Here is a 19,288-nt window from a genome sequence, read left to right as displayed (position 1 = left end):
TTTTGGTGTCAAGCGCACCACGCGGGCCCGCGGGCATCCTTCGGCGGGGCCCCGCCGCCCCACGCCCGCCTATCCTTCCTGGCATGGCCCTCCCCTTCCACGACCGTGGCGGCCGCATGTCCCCGCGGGTCGCCGACGCCGTCGTGGCGCTCGTCGTGACCCTCGTCGTGGTCGCCTGGACGCTGGTGTCCGCCCGGTACTCGAGCGAGCCCGTGAGCCGTACGGTCATCGGCTGGGCGCTGATCGCGGTCGGCTGTGGAGCCCTCGCCTTCCGGCGGCGGGCCCCTGTCACGGTCGCCGTCGTCACCCTCCTCGCCTGCGCGGTCTACTACCCCGCGTCCGCGCAGGACGGTCCGCTGATGATCGCGTTCGCGCTCGCGCTGTACACCACGGCGGCCGAAGGCCGGTTCGCCGCCGCCGTCGCGCTCGCCTCGGTCACGCTGCTCGCCGTCGGGCTCGGCGAGATCCGGCAGGAGGAAGGCCACCGCCAGATCGACGACACCTCGCTCGCGATGCTGGCCGGCTGGCTGATCAGCCTCGTCGCCGTGGGCCGCGCCCAGCGGACCCGGCTCGCCTATCTCCACGAAGTGGAGCAGCGGGCGCTCGCCGCCGAGCGGGAGCAGGAGGCGCGGGCCCTGCAGAGCGCCACGGAGGAGCGGCTGCGGATCGCCAGGGAGCTGCACGACGTGCTCGGGCACAGCATCTCGCTGATCAACGTGCAGTCGGGCGCCGTGCTGCACCGGCTGAGCAAGAAGCCCGAGCCGGAGGTCGCGCTGGCCGCGGCCGAGGAGGCCCTCGAAGCGGTGAAGGCCACCAGCAAGGACGCGCTGCGCGAGCTCCGCGCCACGCTCGGGGTGCTGCGCCAGGCCGACGAGCCCGCGCCGACCGGACCGACCTCCGGCCTCGCTCTGCTCGGGGAGCTGGTGGGGCGGGCCAGGGGCACGGGGCTCGACGTCCGCACGGAGGTGACGGGCGCCCCCGTACCGCTCGAGCCGCCGGTCGACCTCGCCGCGTACCGGATCGTGCAGGAGTCCCTGACCAACGTGACCCGGCACTCCGGTGCCCGTACGGTCACGGTCGCGCTCGACTGGCGCGCGGACGAGCTGCGCCTGCGCATCGAGGACGACGGGGAGGGGGCTCCGGAGGAGCGGCCGCTGGGCAGCGGCATCCGGGGCATGGCCGAGCGCGCCCGGGCGTTCGGCGGCGAACTGACCGCCCTCAGCAGCACCGAGGGTTTCCGGGTCGACGCCCGGCTGCCGATCGGCGCACCCGCGCCGACGACCACCACGTCCGAGGGGGACTCCCGATGATCCGCGTCGTACTCGCCGACGACCAGACACTGGTCCGCGCCGGGTTCCGCTCGATCCTGACCGACGAGGACGACATCGAGGTGGTCGGGGAGGCCGCGGACGGCGAGCAGGCGATCGCCCTCGCCCGCGAACTGCGTCCGGACGTGGTCCTGATGGACATCAGGATGCCGGGGCTCGACGGTCTCGAAGCCACCCGCCGGATCACCGCCGACACCCGCCTCGAAGGCGTCCGGGTGGTCATCCTGACCACCTTCGACGTCGACGACCACGTCTACGGCGCGCTGCGCGCCGGGGCGAGCGGTTTCCTCGTGAAGGACACCGAGCCGATGGAACTGCTCCACGGCGTACGGGTGGTGGCACGCGGCGACGCGCTGATCGCCCCCGCGGTCACCCGCCGGCTCATCGCGGAGTTCGCCGGCCGCTCGAAGCAGCCGGATCCCAGCCCGCGCCTGAACGCCCTCACGGAGCGGGAACGCGAGGTGATGGGCCTGGTCGGGGCGGGTCTGTCCAACGACGAGATCGCCCGGCGCCTCGTCCTCTCCCCGGCCACGGCCAAGACCCATGTCAGCCGGATCATGACCAAGCTGGACGTGCGCGACCGGGCGCAGCTGGTGATCCTGGCGTACGAGTCGGGGATGATCACGCCCGGCTGGCTGGGGTGACGCGCGACAGCGTCCCCTCACGGGGAGCCGCGCGTGAACGCCGTCCCCTAAGGGGCACACGCGCCTGGGCGCCGTCCCCTAGGGGGCACGCACGCCTGGGCGCAACTCCTGGGGTACGCGCGCGTGGGGCGGCGCAACCGCGGGGGTACGCCCACTGACCACCGCCGGGCGACGCGGGTCCCGGAGCCGTACGCCGACGCTTGCGGGGTGAATCCAGACGTCCTCGATCTCGCCCGGCTGCAGTTCGCCCTCACGGCGGGCGGCCACTTCCTCTTCGTCGCGCTGACGCTGGGGCTCGCGACCGTGGTCGCCGTCCTCCAGACGGTGGCGACGGTCGGGCGGAAACCGCTGCACGCGCGCATGGTCCGCTACTGGGGCCAGCTGTACGTGATCAACTACGCGGTCGGGATCGTCACGGGCATCGTGATGGAGTTCCAGTTCGGGCTGAGCTGGAGCGGCCTGACGCACTTCGCGGGCAACGTCTTCGGCGCCTCGCTCGCGGTCGAGACGATCGTGGCGTTCTTCGTCGAGTCGACCTTCCTCGGCCTGTGGATCTTCGGCTGGCACCGCCTCGATCGCTGGGTCCATCTGGCGACGATCTGGATCGTCACGCTGACCGCGTACGTCTCGGCGTACTGGATCCTCGTCTCCAACGGCTTCCTCAACAACCCGGTCGGGTACCGGACCGAGGCCGGCAAGCTCGTCCTGGACGATCCGGTCGCCGTGCTCACCAACCCGTCGGCGCTGCTCGCCTTCGGGCACGTCGTCGCCGGGGCGCTGCTCACGGCCGGCTTCTTCGTGGCGGGTGTCAGTGCGTACCACCTGTTCCGGCGGTCGCCCGAGTGGGAGTTCTTCGGCCGGAGCCTGCGGATCGGGGTCTTCCTCTCCTTCCCCGCGCTGATGGTCACGGCCGCCTTCGGCGGCGTCCAGCTGGCGGCGCTCCGCACTCTCCAGCCCATGAAGTCGGCGGTGTTCAGCCAGAAGTCGGCCGAAATCGCTCAGATACAGGCGGACATGGTCGCCCGCTTCGGTCCCGGCGACTACGTCCCGTCCGAGGCGTGGACCCGTGGCGGCGGCCTGGTCATGCTCCTCAGCTTCGCCCTGATGATGTACCTCACCTTCGCCGGCGTGATCCTCGCCTGCTTCAGGAAGGTCGTCTTCCGCTTCCGGCTCTGGCACCTGGTCCTCATGGCCGCCGTCCCGCTGCCCTATCTCGCGATGATCAGCGGCTGGGTCTTCCGCGAGGCGGGCCGTCAGCCCTGGGTCGTCTACGGGCTGCTGAAGACCGGGGACGCCGTCTCCGACCTGTCCCCCGGCGCCATGCGCGCCTCCCTGATCGTCTTCACCACCCTCTTCGGCCTGCTCGTCGTCCTCAACGCCTGGCTGCTCGCCCGGCACGCCCGCCGGGGCCCGGTCGGCCCGGGGCTCGGTCACGACGAGCGGAACGGCGACCGGCACGGCCCGGAGGACCCGGACGGTCCCGAGGATCCCGCCGATTCCCTGCCCGCCACCCGCTACTGAGGAGACCGGCCGTGGAAACCCTCGCCATCGCCCTGCTCGCCTTCTTCGCCACCGGCTACTTCGTGCTCGCGGGCGCGGACATCGGCACCGGAATGCTCACTCCGTACCTCGGCCGCACCGACCACGAGCGGCGCCTGGTCATCACCTCCTTCGCGCCCTTCTTCCTGGGCAACGAGGTGTGGCTGATCGCCACCGCGGGCGTCCTCGTCGGCTGCTTCCCGGACGTCGAAGGGGAGCTGCTGTCCGGCCAGTTCACGGTGGTCGTGCCCCTCCTGACCGGCTGGATCCTCCGCGACGCCGGACTCTGGTCGCGCGGACGCGGGCCGGGGCCGCGCTGGCGGGCGGTCTGTGACGGGGCGGTCGTCTGCGGCAGCTGGACCGTCGCGTCGGCCTGGGGGTGGCTGCTGGCCGCACCGCTGACCGGCGCGCCGTACGAGCGGGCCTCCGGGCCCACCGCGGTCCTCGTCGCCCTCGCCGTGGCCGCGCTGTTCGCCGCGCACGGACTCGGCTTCGCCGCTCTCCGGCTCACCGGAGAGCCGTACGAACGCGCCCGGCTCCTGGTGGGGCGGACCGGGCCCCGGCAGTCGTTCGCCCTCACCGCGGTCCTCCTCGGAGCCCTGCCGCTCCTCGCCGGTACGGCCCTCCCGCTCACCGAGCGGGCCGCCGACGGCGCCACGCTCGCACTGCTCGTCCCCGCTCTGCTCGTCGTCACCCCGCTCGTCGTCGCCGTCCAGGTGTGGACCTGGCGCACCTTCCGGCACCGGGTGACCCGTCCCTCGTACCTGTGACTCCCAGAAGGGGAAACCATCATGACCAGCACGCGGGACACCGGTCCCACGACGAACCCGGCGAGTTCGCCGAAGCCACCGGCCCGGCGGGGAAGCGTCTTCGAGCGCCTGGCCACCTTCTCGTACCGCCACCGCTGGCCCGCTGTGCTGCTGTGGATCGTGGTCGTGGTCGCGGCGACCGGTGCCTCGACGGCCGTCGGAAGCGCGTACCACAACGACTTCTCGCTGCCCGGCACCGATTCGCAGTCCGCGCGGACCGTCCTGGAACGGCACGGCTCCGCCCAGGCCACGGACGCCACCCTGCAGATCGTCCTCAAGGACGAGCGGGGTGTCCGTGAGAAGACGGTGCACGCGCGCGTGGAGGGTCTTCTCGACACGGTCGAGGGTCTCCCGGGCGTGACGGACGTGCGCGGTCCGTACGAGGAGAGGGCCGCGGTCTCCGGGGACGGAACCGTCGGCTACGCGACCGTCACCCTCGACGGGCCGGCGGAGAACACCGACCGCGCCGAGGTCCTGAAGATCATCGATACCGTACGGGCGGCACAGGGCGACGGGCTGACCGCCGCTGTCGGCGGGGACGCGGCACGCGGCGCCGAGGAGGGCGGCGGCGGAGCGGCCGAGGGGGCGGGCATGCTGGGAGCGCTGGTGATCCTGGTCTTCCTGTTCGGCTCCCTGGTCGCGGCGAGCCTGCCCGTGGTGACCGCGGTCTTCGCGGTCGGCAGCTCCATCGGGCTGATCGCCCTCGCCTCGCACCTCGCGGACGTCGCCGACTTCACCCCGCCGATCATGATGCTGGTCGGTCTCGGGGTCGGCATCGACTACGCGCTGCTGATCTTCTCCCGCTACCGGGTCGAGCTGCTGCACGGAGCGGAGCCCGAGCGGGCGGCCCGCACCGCACTGGACGCGGCGGGGCGCACGGTCTTCTTCGCCGGCTGCACGGTGATCATCGCGCTGATGGGTCTGGTCGCGCTCGGACTGGGATCGCTGCAGGGCGTGGCGCTCGCCGTCGCCCTGACCGTCCTCGTCACGATGGCCGCCTCGCTCACCCTGCTCCCCGCGCTGCTCGGGATCTTCGGCCGGCGCATCAGGCGGCAGGTCACCAAGCGCGCGGCGAAGGCGACGCGCGAGGAGGGCGCCCGGTGGCGGGGCTGGGCGACGGCGGTGCAGAAACGGCCCTGGGCGGCGCTGTTGGTCTCGGTGGCGGCCCTCGGCGCGCTCGCCGCACCCGCGCTCGACATGCGGCTCGGCTTCGCCGACGCGGGCAACGACGCCCCGGCGAAGTCCAGCAGGCAGGCGTACGACCTGCTGGCCGCGGGCTTCGGGCCGGGCTTCAACGGGCCGCTGATCGTGGTCGCGGACGGTGGGGGCGAGCGGGCCGCGAGCGCCCTGCGCCAGGCCCTGGAGAACACGGAGGGCATCGCGGCGGCGAGCGCCCCCATCCCGACGGAGGACGCAGCGGTCTCCACGGTCATCGCCTTTCCCGAGTCGGCTCCCCAGGCCGAGGCGACCTCGGAGCTCGTCGACCGGCTGCGGTCCGACGTCCTGCCGCCGGTGGAGCGGGCGACGGGCGCCGATCTGCTGGTGGGCGGTCCGACGGCGGCGACCGAGGACTTCGCCGCGACCGTCGCGGACCGGATGCCGCTCTTCGTCTCGATCGTCGTCGGTCTCTCGGCGCTCCTGCTGCTCCTCGTCTTCCGGTCCGTCCTCATCCCGGTCAAGGCGGCGCTGCTCAACCTGGTGAGCATCGGAGCGGCCCTCGGGGTGAGCACGCTGGTCTTCCAGCACGGCTGGTTCGGCGTGCAGCCGGGCCCGATCGAGGCGTTCATCCCCGTGATGATCTTCGCGATCGTCTTCGGACTCTCGATGGACTACGAGGTCTTCCTGCTCTCCCGGATCCATGAGGAGTGGGAACGCACCAAGGATCCGCAGGGCGCGGTACGGGAGGGCCTCGCGGCCACCGGGAAGGTCATCACGGCCGCCGCGGCGATCATGATCGTGGTGTTCTCGGCCTTCGTCCTCGGCCCCGACCGGATGCTCCAGCAGTTCGGCCTCGGCCTCGCGGTGGCGATCCTGCTGGACGCGGTGGTCATCCGCTGTCTGATCGTGCCGGCGGTCATGCAGCTGCTCGGACGGCGCGCGTGGTGGCTCCCGGCCCCGCTGGAGCGGATGCTGCCGAAGGTGCGGCTGGAGCACCACTGACGCGGGCGGCCGGGCGGGCGGTCACGCGCGCGTGCCCCGGTCGCCGATGCGGGGTCGCCCGGCAGGGTCAGGTGCCGTCCTCCCCGGACGCCGCCTGGCCCTGCTTCTTCTTGTGGTGCAGCGCCTTCTGCAGCCGGGCCACGACGGCCTCGCCATAGCGGCGGTGGCCGTGGACGCGCGGATCGTCGGTCACTTCGTAGCGCTTCACATAGGCGCCGAGGAAGGCCTGGAGCGTGGCGACGGCCGGGATCGCGATCAGCGCGCCGACCGCGCCGAGCAGCGCCGTACCGGCGATCACCGAGCCGAACGCCACCGCCGGGTGGATGTCGACGGTCTTGGACGTCAGCTTGGGCTGGAGGACGTAGTTCTCGAACTGCTGGTAGATCACGACGAATCCCAGCACCCACAGGGCGTACCAGGGGTCGACGGTGAAGGCGATCAGCATCGGCAGCGCGCCCGCGAGATAGGTGCCGATGGTCGGGATGAACTGCGACACCAGGCCGACCCACACGGCGAGCGCGGGCGCGTACGGCACGTCGAGGATCTCGAAGAGCACGAAGTGCGCCACACCGGAGATCAGTGCCATCAGGCCGCGCGAGTACAGATAGCCACCGGTCTTGTCGACCGCGATCTCCCAGGCCCGCAGCACCTCGGTCTGCTTGGCCGGCGGCAGGACGGAGCACAGCGCCCTGCGGAGCCGGGGCCCGTCGGCCGCGAAGTAGAACGCGAAGAGGAAGATCGTCAGAAGCTTGAACAGACCGCCGAGGAGGGTGGCGGAGACGTCCAGGACACCGGAGGCGCTGTTCTGCACGTACTTCTGCAGCCAGTCGGAGCGCAGCAGGCTGTCCTGCACCTCGACCCGGGACAGCTCCGTGTGGAAGTGCTGGTTCGTCCAGTTGATCAGCGAGTCGAGGTACTTCGGGAAGTTCTCGACCATGTCGACGATCTGGCCCGCGAGCATGGAGCCCAGCAGGACGACGAAGCCGACCCCGAACACCAGGACAGCCAGGAACACCAGGAACGTGGCGAGTCCTCGCCGCATGCCACGGGCGGCCATCCGCCCGACGGCGGGTTCGATGGCGAGGGCCAGGAAGAAGGCGACCAGGACGTTGATGAGGAGCCCGACGAGCTGGTAGAAAGCCCAGCTGCCGAGCTGGAAGCAGGCGTAGAGCGCGAGGGCGAGCACCAGGGCGCGCGGCAGCCAGCGGGGCATCCGGGCGGGGGGCGCGGACACGCCGCCAGAGCCCGGCCCACCGGAGCCGGACCCACCATCCGCCGCGGCCGTGGCCGCCGTCACGGGCTCGGGCGTCTCGGGCCCGGGCGCGAATCTCGCCTCGACTCCGGCCGTCCCCGCGCCGGTCGCTCCCGCGCCGGTCGCTCTCTCCGTCGCGGGCGTCGGCTCGGTGTGCGGGCGTGCCGCGCCCGGCTTCGCCGCGAGGTCGCTGTCCGCGGCCGACCGCGCCTTGGGGGGACGGCCGGTCACGGCCTGGCCGGGGGTCCCGTCGGCGGTCGTCTTGCCTGTCTCGTCGGTTTCGTCAGTCGGAGCCACCCGGCCAGTCTCGCGCACCGCGCGGACATTCCCTCCCCGCCCGGGCCGGGTCAGCGCTTCTCGGCCGGTACGTCCATGGCCGCGCAGACCGCCCGCCACACGTCCTTCGCCTCCCAGCCGGCGTCCAGCGCCTCGTGCACCGTACGTCCGCCCAGTTCGGACATCACATGGTCCCGTGCGAAGGACTCGGCGTAGGAGCCACCGAAGTGGTCCGCCATCCGCTCCCAGAAAATCGTCAACCGCATGACCCCAGTATCCCGCCCCCAAGAGTGCAGCCGGGCCGGTATGCCTTGTCACACGTCCCGGGCGGCCTACGGTCGGACCATGGCTGGAACTCCTCTCGCGGCTCCGCACCCCACGCCGCTCGCACGCGCCGAACAGTTCGTCTGGCTGACGGCCCGCGTGCTCGAACAGCGCCGGTTCGCCTACCACTTCCTCCGCGGCGGGGCGGAGCCCGTCGAGGTCGCGCTCACCGCGTACCTCAACGAGGACGGCGGTTACGGACACGCGCTCGAACCGGATCTGCGCGGCCCTGTCAGCCAGCCGCTCCACACCGGGCACGCGCTGCGGGTCCTGGACTCCATCGGCCGCTGCGGCGGCCTGCGGGTCGAACGGATCTGCCGCTACCTCACCGAGGTGTCCACGCTCGACGGGGCGCTGCCCGCGATCCATCCGTCGCAGCGCGGCTATCCCAGCGCGCCCTTCGTGCCGATCGTCGACAACCCGCCGAGCGCGCTGCTGTCCACGGGCCCCGTGGTCGGACTGCTCCACCGGAACCAGGTCTGGCACGCCTGGCTGTTCCGTGCGACCGAGTTCTGCTGGTCGGCGGTCGAGTCGCTGGAGAAGTCGCACCCGTACGAGATCGAGGCCGCCGTCGCCTTCCTCGACGGGGTCCCCGACCGGTCACGGGCGCAGTCGGTGGCCGACCGGCTCGGGCGCCTGGTGCGGGACCAGGGTCTGGCGGCCCTGGATCCCGACCGGCTCGAAGAGCTCCCCGTCGCGCCCGGGTACGCGCCGGGCGAGCACCACTTCCCGTACGACTACGCGCGCGTGCCGGACTCGCTGGCGCGCCGCTGGTTCACGGAGGAGGAGATGGCGCGCTCCCTCGACCACCTGGCGGCCGCCCAGCAGGAGGACGGCGGCTGGCCCGTCACCTGGCGCGAGTGGGCCCCGGGCACGGCCCTGGAGGCACGCCCGATGGTGACGATCGAGGCCCTCCGCACCCTGCGCGCCCACGGCCGCCCGATCGCCTGAGGCGCGTGCCGCGGAATCGCAGGGGAGGAGGGAAGGGGCGCGCGCTCGGTCGGTCCGAAGGGCGGGCGCTCGGACCGGCCGAGGGGCGCGCCGTCAGCCGCCCAGCGCCCGTACCCCTGCCGTGACGACGACGGCAGCGGCCACGACGACCAGGAAGGGGGCCCGCAGGACCAGGGCCACGGCCGCGGCCGCCACCCCCGCCGCGCGGGCGTCCAGGGTGAGGCCGGTCCCCGCGCCGAAGGTCTGCTGAGCCGTGAGTGCCGCCAGCAGCGCCACGGGCACCAGGGCCGCCAGACGCTGGACGAGCGGTCGTTCGAGGGTGCCGGCGGGCACCAGGAGCCCGAGGAACTTGACCAGGTAGCAGCCGACGACGGTGAGACCGATCGCGATCCAGACGGTCATCGCTCCTCCTCCTTCTTCGTCAGGCCCGGCGCACCCGCTCCGCCCGACCCGCCCGGCGCGCCGCCCGACGCGCCCGAGTGGTCCGTCCCGCCGGCCATGCGCCGGCCCCGCAGCCACAGCACCGCCGGTGCGGCGAGCGCCGCCGCGAGGACGGGGACGCCGGCCGGCAGTACGGGCAGCAGCCCGAGGCCGAGCAGGACGGCGAGCCCCGCCGTGTACCGCTCCGTCGCCGTCTTCAGCATGGGCGCGAGCAGCGCGAGGAAGACCGCGGGCCCCGCCGCGTCCAGGCCCCAGGCCTCGGTGTCGCCGATGGCCTCGGCCCCGAGGGCGCCGAGCAGGGTCGTCAGGTTCCACAGCACGTAGAGCGTGAGTCCGGTGACGGTGAAGCCGATCCGCGCGGCCCGCCGTGTCGGCTGGGCGAGCGCCACGGCGGTCGTCTCGTCGATGACCCACTGCGCGGCGAACGGCCTGACCGCGCGGGGCAGGGCGAGGAGCTGGGACAGGCGCAGGCCGTAGAACGCGTTGCGGGTGCCCAGGAAGAAGGCGCCCGCCGCGGCCGTGAAGGGGTTCCCGCCGGCCGCGAGCGCTCCCACCAGCGCGAACTGCGAGGCGCCGGTGAAGACGAGCAGGCTGAGCACGCAGGTCTGGAGCAGGGTGAGGCCGGATCCCGCGGCGGTCACGCCGAAGGCGAAGCCGGAGAGGCCGACGGCGATCCCGACGCCGAGCGCGTCGCGCACCACCGCCGAGTCCGCCTTGCCGGCGCTCTCCCGTATGACTGGGGTTGCTGTCTGTTCTGCCACGCCGACGACGTTACGTACCCCCGCCGCCTGCGGTCTTGTACGTTCTTGCACCCCACGTTCCCGCCCCGCCGGTCCGTGTCTCCGCCGCGCCGCCCATCAGGCGCCCACTCTCCCGCGAGCCCGCGCCACCCCGCGAGCGCTGGTACGCCCCCGGCGGCACGCCCACACTCCGTACGAAGTGGCGGTTGAGGTGCGACTGATCGGTGAAGCCGACCGTGACGGCCGCCTCCGCCGGCGCCGTCCCGGTGTCGAGCAGGTGGCGGGCCCGCCGCACGCGCGCGTCGGTGAGCCAGGTGTGGGGCGGCATCCCGTACGCGTCCCGGAACGCCCGCAGCAGGGCGAAGGGACTGGTGCCGAGATCGGCGGCGAGCCGCTCCAGGGTCGGCGGATCGATCATCCGCTCCTCCAGGACCGCACGCGCGCGTGCCGCGTTACGGGCGCCGGCCGAGCGCGGGGCGAGCGGTGCGATCCGGCCCCCGTGACTGCGCAGCATCCTGGCGGTGACCAGCCGCAGGAGGCTGTCGGCGGCCAGCGCGTTGCCCTCCTCGGCGGCCCGGTGGACCCCGATGACGAGCTGCGCCGCGTACGGGTCGTCCACGACCGGGTCGGTGAACCCGACGTCCCCCCGCAGCGCGATGGTGTCGGCCGCGATGGACCGGATCAGCTCCGCGTCGGGGTAGATCGTCCGGTACGTCCAGCCCTCGGGCACGCCCGCGTGCCCGGTGTGCGGGGTGTCGGGGTTGACCAGGGCTATCTGGCCGGGACCGGCATGCACGAGGTCGTCGCGGTAGTGGAACGCCTCGACGCCGTCGGTGATCGCGGCGAAGACGAAGGACTCGTGCGTGTGCCGGGCGAAGGCCTTGCGGACGTAGTGGGCGTGCAGCAGATCGACCCCCGGCAGCTCGGAGTACTGCCAGTACCGTGCCCGCTCCCCAGTCGCCATGTCTCCATTCTCCGCCACGGACCGGCGCCGCCACCAACCGAGTTTCCCCAGGTCCGGGCGGTTGTCAGTGGCGGGGTGCACGATGGGTGGCATGGTCAGGTCCGCGCTCGACTCGTTCTCCCCCGCGACCCGCGGTTGGTTCACCGGGGCCTTCCACGCGCCCACCGCCGCGCAGGAGGGCGCCTGGCAGGCCATCGGCGCGGGCTCGGACGTGCTCGTGGTGGCCCCGACGGGTTCCGGCAAGACCCTGGCCGCCTTCCTCGCCTCCCTGGACCGGCTGGCCTCCACCCCGCCGCCCGCCGACCCCAAGAAGCGCTGCCGCGTTCTGTACGTCTCGCCGCTGAAGGCCCTGGCCGTCGACGTCGAGCGCAATCTCCGCTCCCCGCTGACCGGTATCCGTCAGGAGTCGGTCCGGCTCGGGCAGCCGGAGCCGGACGTCCGGGTCGGGATCCGCTCGGGCGACACCCCGCCCGCCGAGCGGCGCGCGCTGGCCACGAAGCCGCCGGACATCCTGATCACGACCCCCGAGTCGCTGTTCCTGATGCTGACGTCCGCCACGCGGGACGCGCTCGCCGGGATCGAGACGGTGATCCTGGACGAGGTCCACGCCGTGGCCGGGACCAAGCGCGGCGCGCATCTCGCTGTCTCCCTGGAGCGTCTCGACGAGCTGCTGCCCCGTCCGGCGCGCCGCATCGGCCTGTCGGCGACCGTCCGGCCGGTGGACGAGGTGGCCCGCTATCTCTCCCCGCAGCGCAAGGTGGAGATCGTCCAGCCACCGTCCGGCAAGGAGTTCGACCTGTCGGTCGTCGTGCCGATCGAGGACATGGGGGAGCTCGGAGGCTCACCCGCCTCCGAGGGCGCGGACGGCGGCGACAAGCCGTCGATCTGGCCGCACGTCGAGGAGCGCATCGCCGATCTCGTCCAGGCCCACCGCTCCACGATCGTCTTCGCGAACTCGCGCCGGCTCGCCGAGCGCCTCTGCAACCGGCTCAACGAGATCGCGTACGAGCGGGCGACGGGCGAGCCCCTTCCGGAGGGTTCGCCGCCGGCCGAGGTCATGGCGCAGTCGGGCGCCGCCCAGGGCGCGCCCGCCCTCCTCGCCCGCGCCCACCACGGCTCGGTCTCCAAGGAGCAGCGCGCCCAGGTCGAGGAGGACCTGAAGGCGGGCCGGCTGCCCGCCGTGGTGGCCACGTCCAGCCTGGAGCTGGGCATCGACATGGGCGCCGTCGATCTGGTCGTCCAGGTCGAGTCGCCGCCGTCGGTCGCCTCGGGTCTCCAGCGCGTGGGCCGCGCCGGGCACCAGGTCGGCGCGGTCTCCACGGGCGTGGTGTTCCCGAAGTACCGCGGTGACCTGGTCCAGGCCGCCGTGGTCACCGAGCGGATGCGCAGCGGCTCCATCGAGTCGATGCGTATCCCCGCCAACCCGCTGGACGTGCTCGCCCAGCAGCTCGTGGCGATGGTGGCCCTGGACTCCTGGCAGGTGGACGACCTGCTGGCGACGGTCCGCCGCGCGGCGCCCTTCGCCTCGCTGCCCGAGTCCGCGTTCACGGCGGTCCTGGACATGCTGGCCGGCCGCTACCCGTCCGACGCGTTCGCCGAGCTGCGTCCCCGTGTGGTCTGGGACCGGGTGGCCGGGACGGTCACGGGCCGTCCCGGAGCGCAGCGGCTCGCCGTCACCTCCGGCGGGACCATCCCCGACCGTGGCCTCTTCGGGGTCTTCCTCGCCGGTTCCGACCCCAAGAAGGGCGGCGGCCGGGTCGGGGAGCTGGACGAGGAGATGGTGTACGAGTCCCGGGTCGGCGATGTCTTCACGCTGGGCACCACGTCCTGGCGGATCGAGGACATCACCCGGGACCGGGTCCTGGTCACCCCGGCTCCCGGTGTACCGGGCCGGCTGCCGTTCTGGAAGGGCGACCAGCTCGGCCGCCCGCTGGAGCTGGGGCGCGCGGTGGGCGCGTTCCTGCGCGAGGTCGGCTCGCTCGAGCCGGAGGACGCCCGGCTCCGGCTGGTCTCCGCCGGTCTCGACGCCTGGGCCGCCGACAACGTCCTTGCCTATCTGGCCGAGCAGCGCGAGGCATGTGGGCATGTGCCGGACGACCGGACGATCCTGGTGGAGCGGTTCCGGGACGAGCTGGGCGACTGGCGGGTGGTCGTCCACTCACCGTTCGGGGCCCAGGTGCACGCCCCGTGGGCGCTGGCCCTGGGGGCCAGGCTCTCCGAGCGGTACGGCATGGACGCCCAGGTGATGCACGCCGACGACGGGATCGTGCTGCGTCTGCCGGACGCCGATCTGATGGGCCTGGACCTGCTGGACCAGGAGCCGGTCGACCCCGGGCGGCACCTGGACACGACGTTCGACTCCGACCGGGCCCCGATCGGCGCGGCGGACGCGCTCTTCGACAAGGGCGAGATCGGCCAGATCGTCACCGACCAGGTCGGCGGATCCGCCCTGTTCGCATCCCGCTTCCGCGAGTGCGCGGCCCGCGCCCTGCTGCTGCCGAAGCGCAACCCGGGCAAGCGCACCCCGCTCTGGCAGCAGCGCCAGCGCGCTTCCCAACTGCTTCAGGTCGCGAGCGAGTTCGGCTCCTTCCCGATCGTCCTGGAAGCGGTCCGCGAGTGCCTCCAGGACGTCTTCGACGTTCCCGGACTCGAAGAGCTGATGGGCGACATCGAGTCCCGCCGCGTCCGTCTGGTCGAGGTCACCACGACCGAGCCGTCGCCGTTCGCCCGCTCCCTGCTCTTCGGCTATGTCGCCCAGTTCCTGTACGAGGGGGACTCCCCGCTCGCCGAGCGCAGGGCGGCCGCGCTCTCCCTGGACTCGCGACTCCTGGCCGAGCTGCTCGGCCAGGCGGAGCTGCGCGAACTGCTCGACGCGGAGGTGCTGACGGAGCTGGAGCGGGAGCTCCAGTGGCTCAGCGAGGACCGCCGGATCAAGGACGCGGAGGGCGTCGCCGACGCGCTGCGGGTCCTCGGCCCGCTCACCGAGACCGAGTTGACCGAGCGCGGCGGCGAGCCGGACTGGGTCCACGAGCTGGGAGCCGCCCGCCGGGCCATCCGGGTCCGCATCTCGGGCACGGAGCACTGGGCTGCGATCGAGGACGCCGGCCGGCTGCGGGACGCCCTCGGCACGGCCCTTCCGGTGGGTGTGCCCGAGGCGTTCACGGAGCCGGTGAAGGACCCCCTGGGCGATCTCCTGGCCCGGCACGCGCGCACGCACGGCCCGTTCACCTCCTCCGCGGCCGCCGCCCGTTTCGGTCTCGGAGCCGCCGTCACCGACGGGGCCCTCCAGCGGCTGGCCGCGGCGGGGCGCGTCGTCCAGGGCGAGTTCCATCCGTCCGGGATCGGCCAGGAGTGGTGCGACGCGGCCGTGCTGCGCCGCCTGCGCCGTCGCTCGCTCGCCGCGCTCCGGCACGAACTGGAGCCCGTGGCCCCGGCCGCGCTCGCCACGTTCCTCCCCCAGTGGCAGCACCTGGGGAGCAACAGCCTGCGCGGGATCGACGGACTGGCCCGTGCCGTCGAGCAGTTGCAGGGCGCTCCCGTACCGGCCTCGGCCCTGGAGAAGCTCATCCTGCCGTCCCGGGTCCGGGACTACTCCCCCGGTCTCCTGGACGAGCTGACGACCACCGGCGAGGTCGTCTGGGCGGGGGCGGGAGCCCTGCCCGGCAAGGACGGCTGGATCTCGCTCTATCTGGCCGACGCGGCGCCCCTGTTGATCCCGCCGCCGCATCCGCTGGAGCTGACCGCCCTCCACGAATCCGTGCTCACCGCCCTCTCCGGCGGGTACGGCCTGTTCTTCCGCCAGATCGCCGACCAGGTCCGGGCCACCACCCACCCCGACGCGACCGATCCCCAACTCTCCGACGCGGTCTGGGACCTGGCCTGGTCGGGCCGGCTCACCAACGACACCCTCGCTCCCCTGCGCTCCCTCCTCGGCTCGGGCCGTACGGCGGGATCCACCGCCCACCGCGCCAAGCGCACGATCCCGCGCGGCCGTTACGGCACGCTCACCGCGGCCGCCCGGCCCGCCTCCCGCACCGGCCCGCCGACGGTCAGCGGCCGCTGGTCCCTCCTTCCGCCCGTCGAGCCGGAGGCGACGCACCGCGCCCACGCGCTCGCCCGCACGCTCCTGGACCGGCACGGCGTGGTCACGCGGGGCGCCGTGGCCGCCGAAGGCGTCGAGGGCGGGTTCTCGGCGACGTACCGCATCCTGTCCGCCTTCGAGGACAGCGGGCAGGCGCGGCGCGGCTATGTGGTGGAGGGTCTGGGCGCCGCACAGTTCGCGATGGACGGGGCCGTGGACCGGCTCCGCGCGGCGGCGACCGCCCGGGACAGGGGCGCCGAGGCCGGGACGGGCCCGCGCGCGGTCGTGCTGGCCGCCGCCGACCCGGCCAACGCGTACGGGGCGGCGCTGCCCTGGCCCGAGCCGCCCAGCGGCGCGGGGCACAAGCCCGGCCGCAAGGCGGGCTCGATGGTGGTGCTGGTCGACGGGGAGCTCACGCTCTACATGGAGCGCGGCGGCAAGACGCTGCTGTGCTGGCCCGCCGACCCCGAGGACCCGGCGCTGAGAGCCGCGGCCGAGTCCCTGGCCGCCGCAGCGCTCGCGGGGTCTGTCGGCACGGTCACGGTGGAGCGGGTCAACGGCTCCCCCGCGCTCACCTCCCCGCTCGCCCGCCCGCTCGAGGCGGCCGGGTTCCACGCCACCCCGCGAGGGCTGCGCCTGCGCCCGTAAGAGATCCATCATGGAGCCATGCCCGAAGGAGACACCGTCTGGCGGACCGCGCACCGTCTGCACACCGCGCTGGCGGGCCGCGTCCTGACCCGGTCCGATCTGCGGGTGCCCCGCTTCGCCACCGCCGATCTCACCGGTCGCGCCGTCCTGGACGTGACTCCGCGCGGCAAGCACCTCCTGACCCGATTCGAGGACGGGCTGACGCTCCACTCGCATCTGCGGATGGACGGCTCCTGGCGAGTGTTCGCCACCGGTGAGCGCTGGAGCGGTGGCCCGGCACACCAGATCCGGGCGATCCTCGGCAACGCCGCGCACACCGCGGTCGGCTATCGCCTCCCCGTCCTGGAGCTGATCCGCACGGCCGACGAGCAGAGCGTCGTCGGCCATCTGGGCCCGGACCTCCTCGGCCCGGACTGGGATCCGGCGGAGGCCGTACGGCGGCTCACCGCCGACCCCGCCCGTACGCTCGGCGAGGCCCTGCTCGACCAGCGGAATCTCGCGGGCATCGGCAACGTCTACAAGTCCGAGCTGGTGTTCCTGGCTGCCGTCACGCCCTGGCTCCCGGTGGGCGAGCTCGCTCAGGACGTCCCCGAACGGCTGGTCGCCACGGCCCACCGTCTCCTGGAGGCGAACAAGGACCGTCCGGACCGGCGCACGACCACGACCCGCCATCCCGCGCACCCCCTCTACGTCTACGGACGCGAGAACCGCCCCTGCCTGCGCTGCGGCGCCTCCGTCCGCCGCGCCGAGCTGGGAGACCGCGTGACGTACTGGTGCCCCGGCTGCCAGAAGGGGCCGACCCGCTAATTGACGGAGCGTCAGATACGGTCGTACGGTCCCGTCATGGCCCTCACCGCGTACGACCTCACCGGCCGCACCGCCTTCGTCACCGGCGCAGCGAGCGGAATCGGCCGCGCGACCGCCGTGCTCCTCGCCCAGGCGGGCGCCACCGTCCACTGCGCGGACCGCGACGAACTCGGACTGCGTGAGACCGCGAAACTCGTCACCGAGCAGGGCCGCACCGCGCACACCCACGTCCTCGACGTCACCGACCGCACCGCCCTCGCCACCGCCGTCGCGAGCGCGGGCACGCTCCACACCATGGCCGCCGTCGCCGGGATCATGCATACGAGCTCGGTCCTGGAGACCCGCGACGAGGACCTCGACCGCATCCTCGCGGTCAACTTCAAGGGTGTACTCCACGCCTGTCAGGAGGCGGCCCGCTCGATGATCGCGACCGGGACCCCCGGCTCCATCGTCACCATGGCCTCGGGCGCCATGGACACCGCGAGCCCGGGCCTGCTCTGCTACAGCGTCACCAAGGCGGCCGTCGTCCAGCTCACCAAGACGCTGGCCACCGAGGTCGGGCGGCACGGCATCCGGGTCAACGCGATCGCCCCCGGCTGGATCCGTACCCCCATGACCGACCGGCACGAGCCCGCCGCCCAGGAGCAGGCGGAGGCGGCCATGGCCCGCCACTCCCCCTTGGGCAGGGTGGGCGAACCGGAGGACATCGCGCACGCGGTCCTCCACCTCGCGTCCGACGCCGCCTCCTTCACGACGGGTCAGATCCTCCGCCCCAACGGCGGCGTCGCGATGCCGTGGTGACCTGTGCGCCCCCTGCGCCCTCCGCGACCCGTCCGGCATCCCCCCGAACACCGTGCGGACCGCCGACGCCCCCTCGTCCGGCGCTCACCCGTCCGCCCGCGGTGGCGGACGCCGTCACGTGCACCGGCAGCAGACTCAGCCCCCAGCCGCCGGCCGCGACCGCCCCCTCCACCAGTCCCGCCTGATCGGGAACCAGTACCAGTCGCAGCACCGCCCACCACCACAGCCCGCCGGCCACCAGCCCGCCCGCCACCCACGCGAGCACCGCCAGCGGAACCCGTCGCCGTACCATGGCCGCCTCCTGCGGTCGACGCTAGACCGGCGGTATCACCCGGCGGGAGGGCGCACCGGAGGCAGACCCGGCGCACAAAGCGCACAACGCGGGCGCCACACCAGGCGCGCCCGGCACGGAACGGGGCGCCACGTCAGGCGCTCTCGGCCTGGAACATCCAGGCATGCTTCTCGAGGTCGGCGGTGAGCCCGATCAGGATGTCCTGCGTCACCGGATCCGGCTCGTCCGTGGCCTCGATCCGTTCGCGCATGCGTGCGATCACCGCGACCAGGGCGTCGACCAGGATCTTCACGGCCTCGACGTCCTTGATCCAGCCGGTCGGGACGTCGCCGATGGCGCTTCCGGAGGCCACGGAGGCGGCCCGGCCGTCCGGATTGACACCGATCGCGGAGGCCCGTTCAGCCACCACGTCGGAGTGCTGACGTGCGGTGACGACGACTTCATCGAGCTGCAGATGGACCGAGCGAAAGCGCGGTCCGACCACGTTCCAGTGCACCTGCTTGGCGACGAGGCTGAGGTCGACCAGATCGACCAGCGCCCCCTGCAGGGCATCGCCGACCGTCTTCCGGTCGGCCTCGGAAAGCGAACTCTTCACGACGGACATGCGTGTTCTCCAACCAGTCGTACGGTTTCCCCACCATGGCACGCCTGACCGAAATCGGGCATCTCAAACCCTGCCGTGAGAACTCCGCCAACCCCCCTCAACAGCACTAAAGCCCCGGTGGATGCCCACATGGGACACCCGCCGGGGCTTTAGCCCACTTAGCGTCAGGCAGCGACGACGTCCACCGCTTCCGCGGGCGCCTTGATGGTCACCCGCTCGGTGGGCACACCTGCCACCGACGTCACCGACACCGAATTGAGCATCGGGCGTACCGGCGCAGGCACCGGTTCGCTCGCCGCTGCCGACTCGGCCAGTTCGGCCAACGACAGCTCGTCGCTCACTTCGCGCATGAGCTCGGACATCCGTACGTCCAGCGCGTCGCAGATCGCGGAGAGCAGCTCGGAGGAAGCCTCCTTCTGCCCCCGCTCCACCTCGGAGAGATAGCCGAGCGAAACTCGGGCGGACGAGGAGACTTCGCGCAGAGTACGGCCCTGGCGCTGGCGCTGCCGACGCAGCACGTCACCCAACAGGCGACGGAGCAGAATCATCGGTGGCTCCCTCCTCGGACCGCGTAGCCGCATCCTTCACGCCCCACCGTACCGCCTCGCGCTGCGGCCGTGCGGGGAG

At 73.0% G+C, this 19,288-nt stretch carries 17 protein-coding genes; 9 read left to right on the top strand and 8 right to left on the bottom strand.

Annotation, left to right across the window (positions count from 1 at the left end):
* Window positions 1–83: 83 nt before the first annotated feature.
* From ACF1G2_RS28875 to ACF1G2_RS28855, 5 genes are all read left to right on the top strand, one after another.
* Entirely contained in the window at window positions 84–1,310 is a 1,227-nt protein-coding gene (locus ACF1G2_RS28875; protein ID WP_391801107.1) for a sensor histidine kinase, read from the top strand.
* The gene (locus tag ACF1G2_RS28870; protein WP_391801106.1) at window positions 1,307–1,972 is read left to right on the top strand and encodes a response regulator; all 666 of its coding nucleotides are present in this window, start codon (window positions 1,307–1,309) and stop codon (window positions 1,970–1,972) included. The genes ACF1G2_RS28875 and ACF1G2_RS28870 overlap by 4 nt, the downstream gene beginning before the upstream one ends.
* Before the next feature lie 207 nt (window positions 1,973–2,179).
* A complete protein-coding gene (locus tag ACF1G2_RS28865; RefSeq protein ID WP_391801105.1) occupies window positions 2,180–3,493 on the top strand; it encodes a cytochrome ubiquinol oxidase subunit I in 1,314 nt (437 codons plus the stop codon).
* A gap of 11 nt (window positions 3,494–3,504) precedes the next feature.
* Window positions 3,505–4,281, top strand: a complete 777-nt coding sequence (locus tag ACF1G2_RS28860; protein ID WP_391801104.1) for a cytochrome d ubiquinol oxidase subunit II — start codon at window positions 3,505–3,507, stop codon at window positions 4,279–4,281.
* 21 nt (window positions 4,282–4,302) lie between these two features.
* Window positions 4,303–6,480 carry an MMPL family transporter gene (locus tag ACF1G2_RS28855; RefSeq protein ID WP_391801103.1) on the top strand — a complete coding sequence of 726 codons (2,178 nt, stop codon included), beginning with the start codon at window positions 4,303–4,305 and terminating at the stop codon, window positions 6,478–6,480.
* Between the two features lie 67 nt (window positions 6,481–6,547).
* Here ACF1G2_RS28855 and ACF1G2_RS28850 read toward each other — a convergent pair whose 3' ends face one another.
* Window positions 6,548–7,693 (bottom strand): AI-2E family transporter, encoded by a 1,146-nt coding sequence (locus tag ACF1G2_RS28850; RefSeq protein WP_391801264.1) that lies wholly within the window; start codon window positions 7,691–7,693, stop codon window positions 6,548–6,550.
* A gap of 386 nt (window positions 7,694–8,079) precedes the next feature.
* On the bottom strand, window positions 8,080–8,274 hold the full coding sequence (locus ACF1G2_RS28845; RefSeq protein WP_352192006.1) for a DUF3046 domain-containing protein: 195 nt from the start codon (window positions 8,272–8,274) through the stop codon (window positions 8,080–8,082).
* A gap of 79 nt (window positions 8,275–8,353) precedes the next feature.
* Here ACF1G2_RS28845 and ACF1G2_RS28840 point away from each other — a divergent pair, with 79 nt between their 5' ends.
* Entirely contained in the window at window positions 8,354–9,283 is a 930-nt protein-coding gene (locus tag ACF1G2_RS28840; protein WP_391801102.1) for a hypothetical protein, read from the top strand.
* Window positions 9,284–9,376: 93 nt separating this feature from the next.
* On the opposite strand, the gene ACF1G2_RS28835 is transcribed toward ACF1G2_RS28840, so the two are convergent.
* From ACF1G2_RS28835 to ACF1G2_RS28825, 3 genes are read right to left on the bottom strand one after another with little or no spacing between them, the layout of a single operon-like run.
* Window positions 9,377–9,685 (bottom strand): AzlD domain-containing protein, encoded by a 309-nt coding sequence (locus tag ACF1G2_RS28835; protein ID WP_391801101.1) that lies wholly within the window; start codon window positions 9,683–9,685, stop codon window positions 9,377–9,379.
* Window positions 9,682–10,485 carry an AzlC family ABC transporter permease gene (locus ACF1G2_RS28830; protein ID WP_391801100.1) on the bottom strand — a complete coding sequence of 268 codons (804 nt, stop codon included), beginning with the start codon at window positions 10,483–10,485 and terminating at the stop codon, window positions 9,682–9,684. Before ACF1G2_RS28830 ends, ACF1G2_RS28835 begins: the two co-directional genes overlap by 4 nt.
* Window positions 10,486–10,495: 10 nt before the next feature.
* Window positions 10,496–11,428 (bottom strand): AraC family transcriptional regulator, encoded by a 933-nt coding sequence (locus ACF1G2_RS28825; RefSeq protein ID WP_391801099.1) that lies wholly within the window; start codon window positions 11,426–11,428, stop codon window positions 10,496–10,498.
* Between the two features lie 91 nt (window positions 11,429–11,519).
* On the opposite strand from ACF1G2_RS28825, the gene ACF1G2_RS28820 reads away from it, so the two are divergent.
* The 3 genes from ACF1G2_RS28820 to ACF1G2_RS28810 are packed head-to-tail and all read left to right on the top strand — an operon-like array spanning window position 11,520 to window position 17,765.
* The gene (locus ACF1G2_RS28820) at window positions 11,520–16,157 is read left to right on the top strand and encodes a DEAD/DEAH box helicase (RefSeq protein ID WP_391801098.1); all 4,638 of its coding nucleotides are present in this window, start codon (window positions 11,520–11,522) and stop codon (window positions 16,155–16,157) included.
* A gap of 18 nt (window positions 16,158–16,175) precedes the next feature.
* A complete protein-coding gene (locus ACF1G2_RS28815; RefSeq protein ID WP_391801097.1) occupies window positions 16,176–16,964 on the top strand; it encodes an Fpg/Nei family DNA glycosylase in 789 nt (262 codons plus the stop codon).
* 36 nt (window positions 16,965–17,000) lie between these two features.
* Entirely contained in the window at window positions 17,001–17,765 is a 765-nt protein-coding gene (locus ACF1G2_RS28810; protein ID WP_391801096.1) for an SDR family NAD(P)-dependent oxidoreductase, read from the top strand.
* Here the strand turns inward: ACF1G2_RS28810 and ACF1G2_RS28805 are convergent.
* The 3 genes from ACF1G2_RS28805 to ACF1G2_RS28795 form a co-directional block, all read right to left on the bottom strand.
* Window positions 17,713–18,057: a hypothetical protein gene (locus ACF1G2_RS28805; RefSeq protein WP_391801095.1), complete on the bottom strand. Its 345-nt coding sequence runs from the start codon at window positions 18,055–18,057 to the stop codon at window positions 17,713–17,715. The genes ACF1G2_RS28810 and ACF1G2_RS28805 overlap by 53 nt on opposite strands.
* A gap of 133 nt (window positions 18,058–18,190) precedes the next feature.
* Window positions 18,191–18,661: a Dps family protein gene (locus ACF1G2_RS28800; RefSeq protein ID WP_391801094.1), complete on the bottom strand. Its 471-nt coding sequence runs from the start codon at window positions 18,659–18,661 to the stop codon at window positions 18,191–18,193.
* Window positions 18,662–18,825: 164 nt separating this feature from the next.
* On the bottom strand, window positions 18,826–19,209 hold the full coding sequence (locus ACF1G2_RS28795; RefSeq protein WP_019889909.1) for a helix-turn-helix domain-containing protein: 384 nt from the start codon (window positions 19,207–19,209) through the stop codon (window positions 18,826–18,828).
* Window positions 19,210–19,288: the final 79 nt, after the last annotated feature.

It is taken from the genome of Streptomyces sp. NPDC013457 (assembly GCF_043089925.1).
Lineage (GTDB): Bacteria > Actinomycetota > Actinomycetes > Streptomycetales > Streptomycetaceae > Streptomyces.
This window is presented reverse-complemented; position numbering and strand designations above follow the sequence as displayed.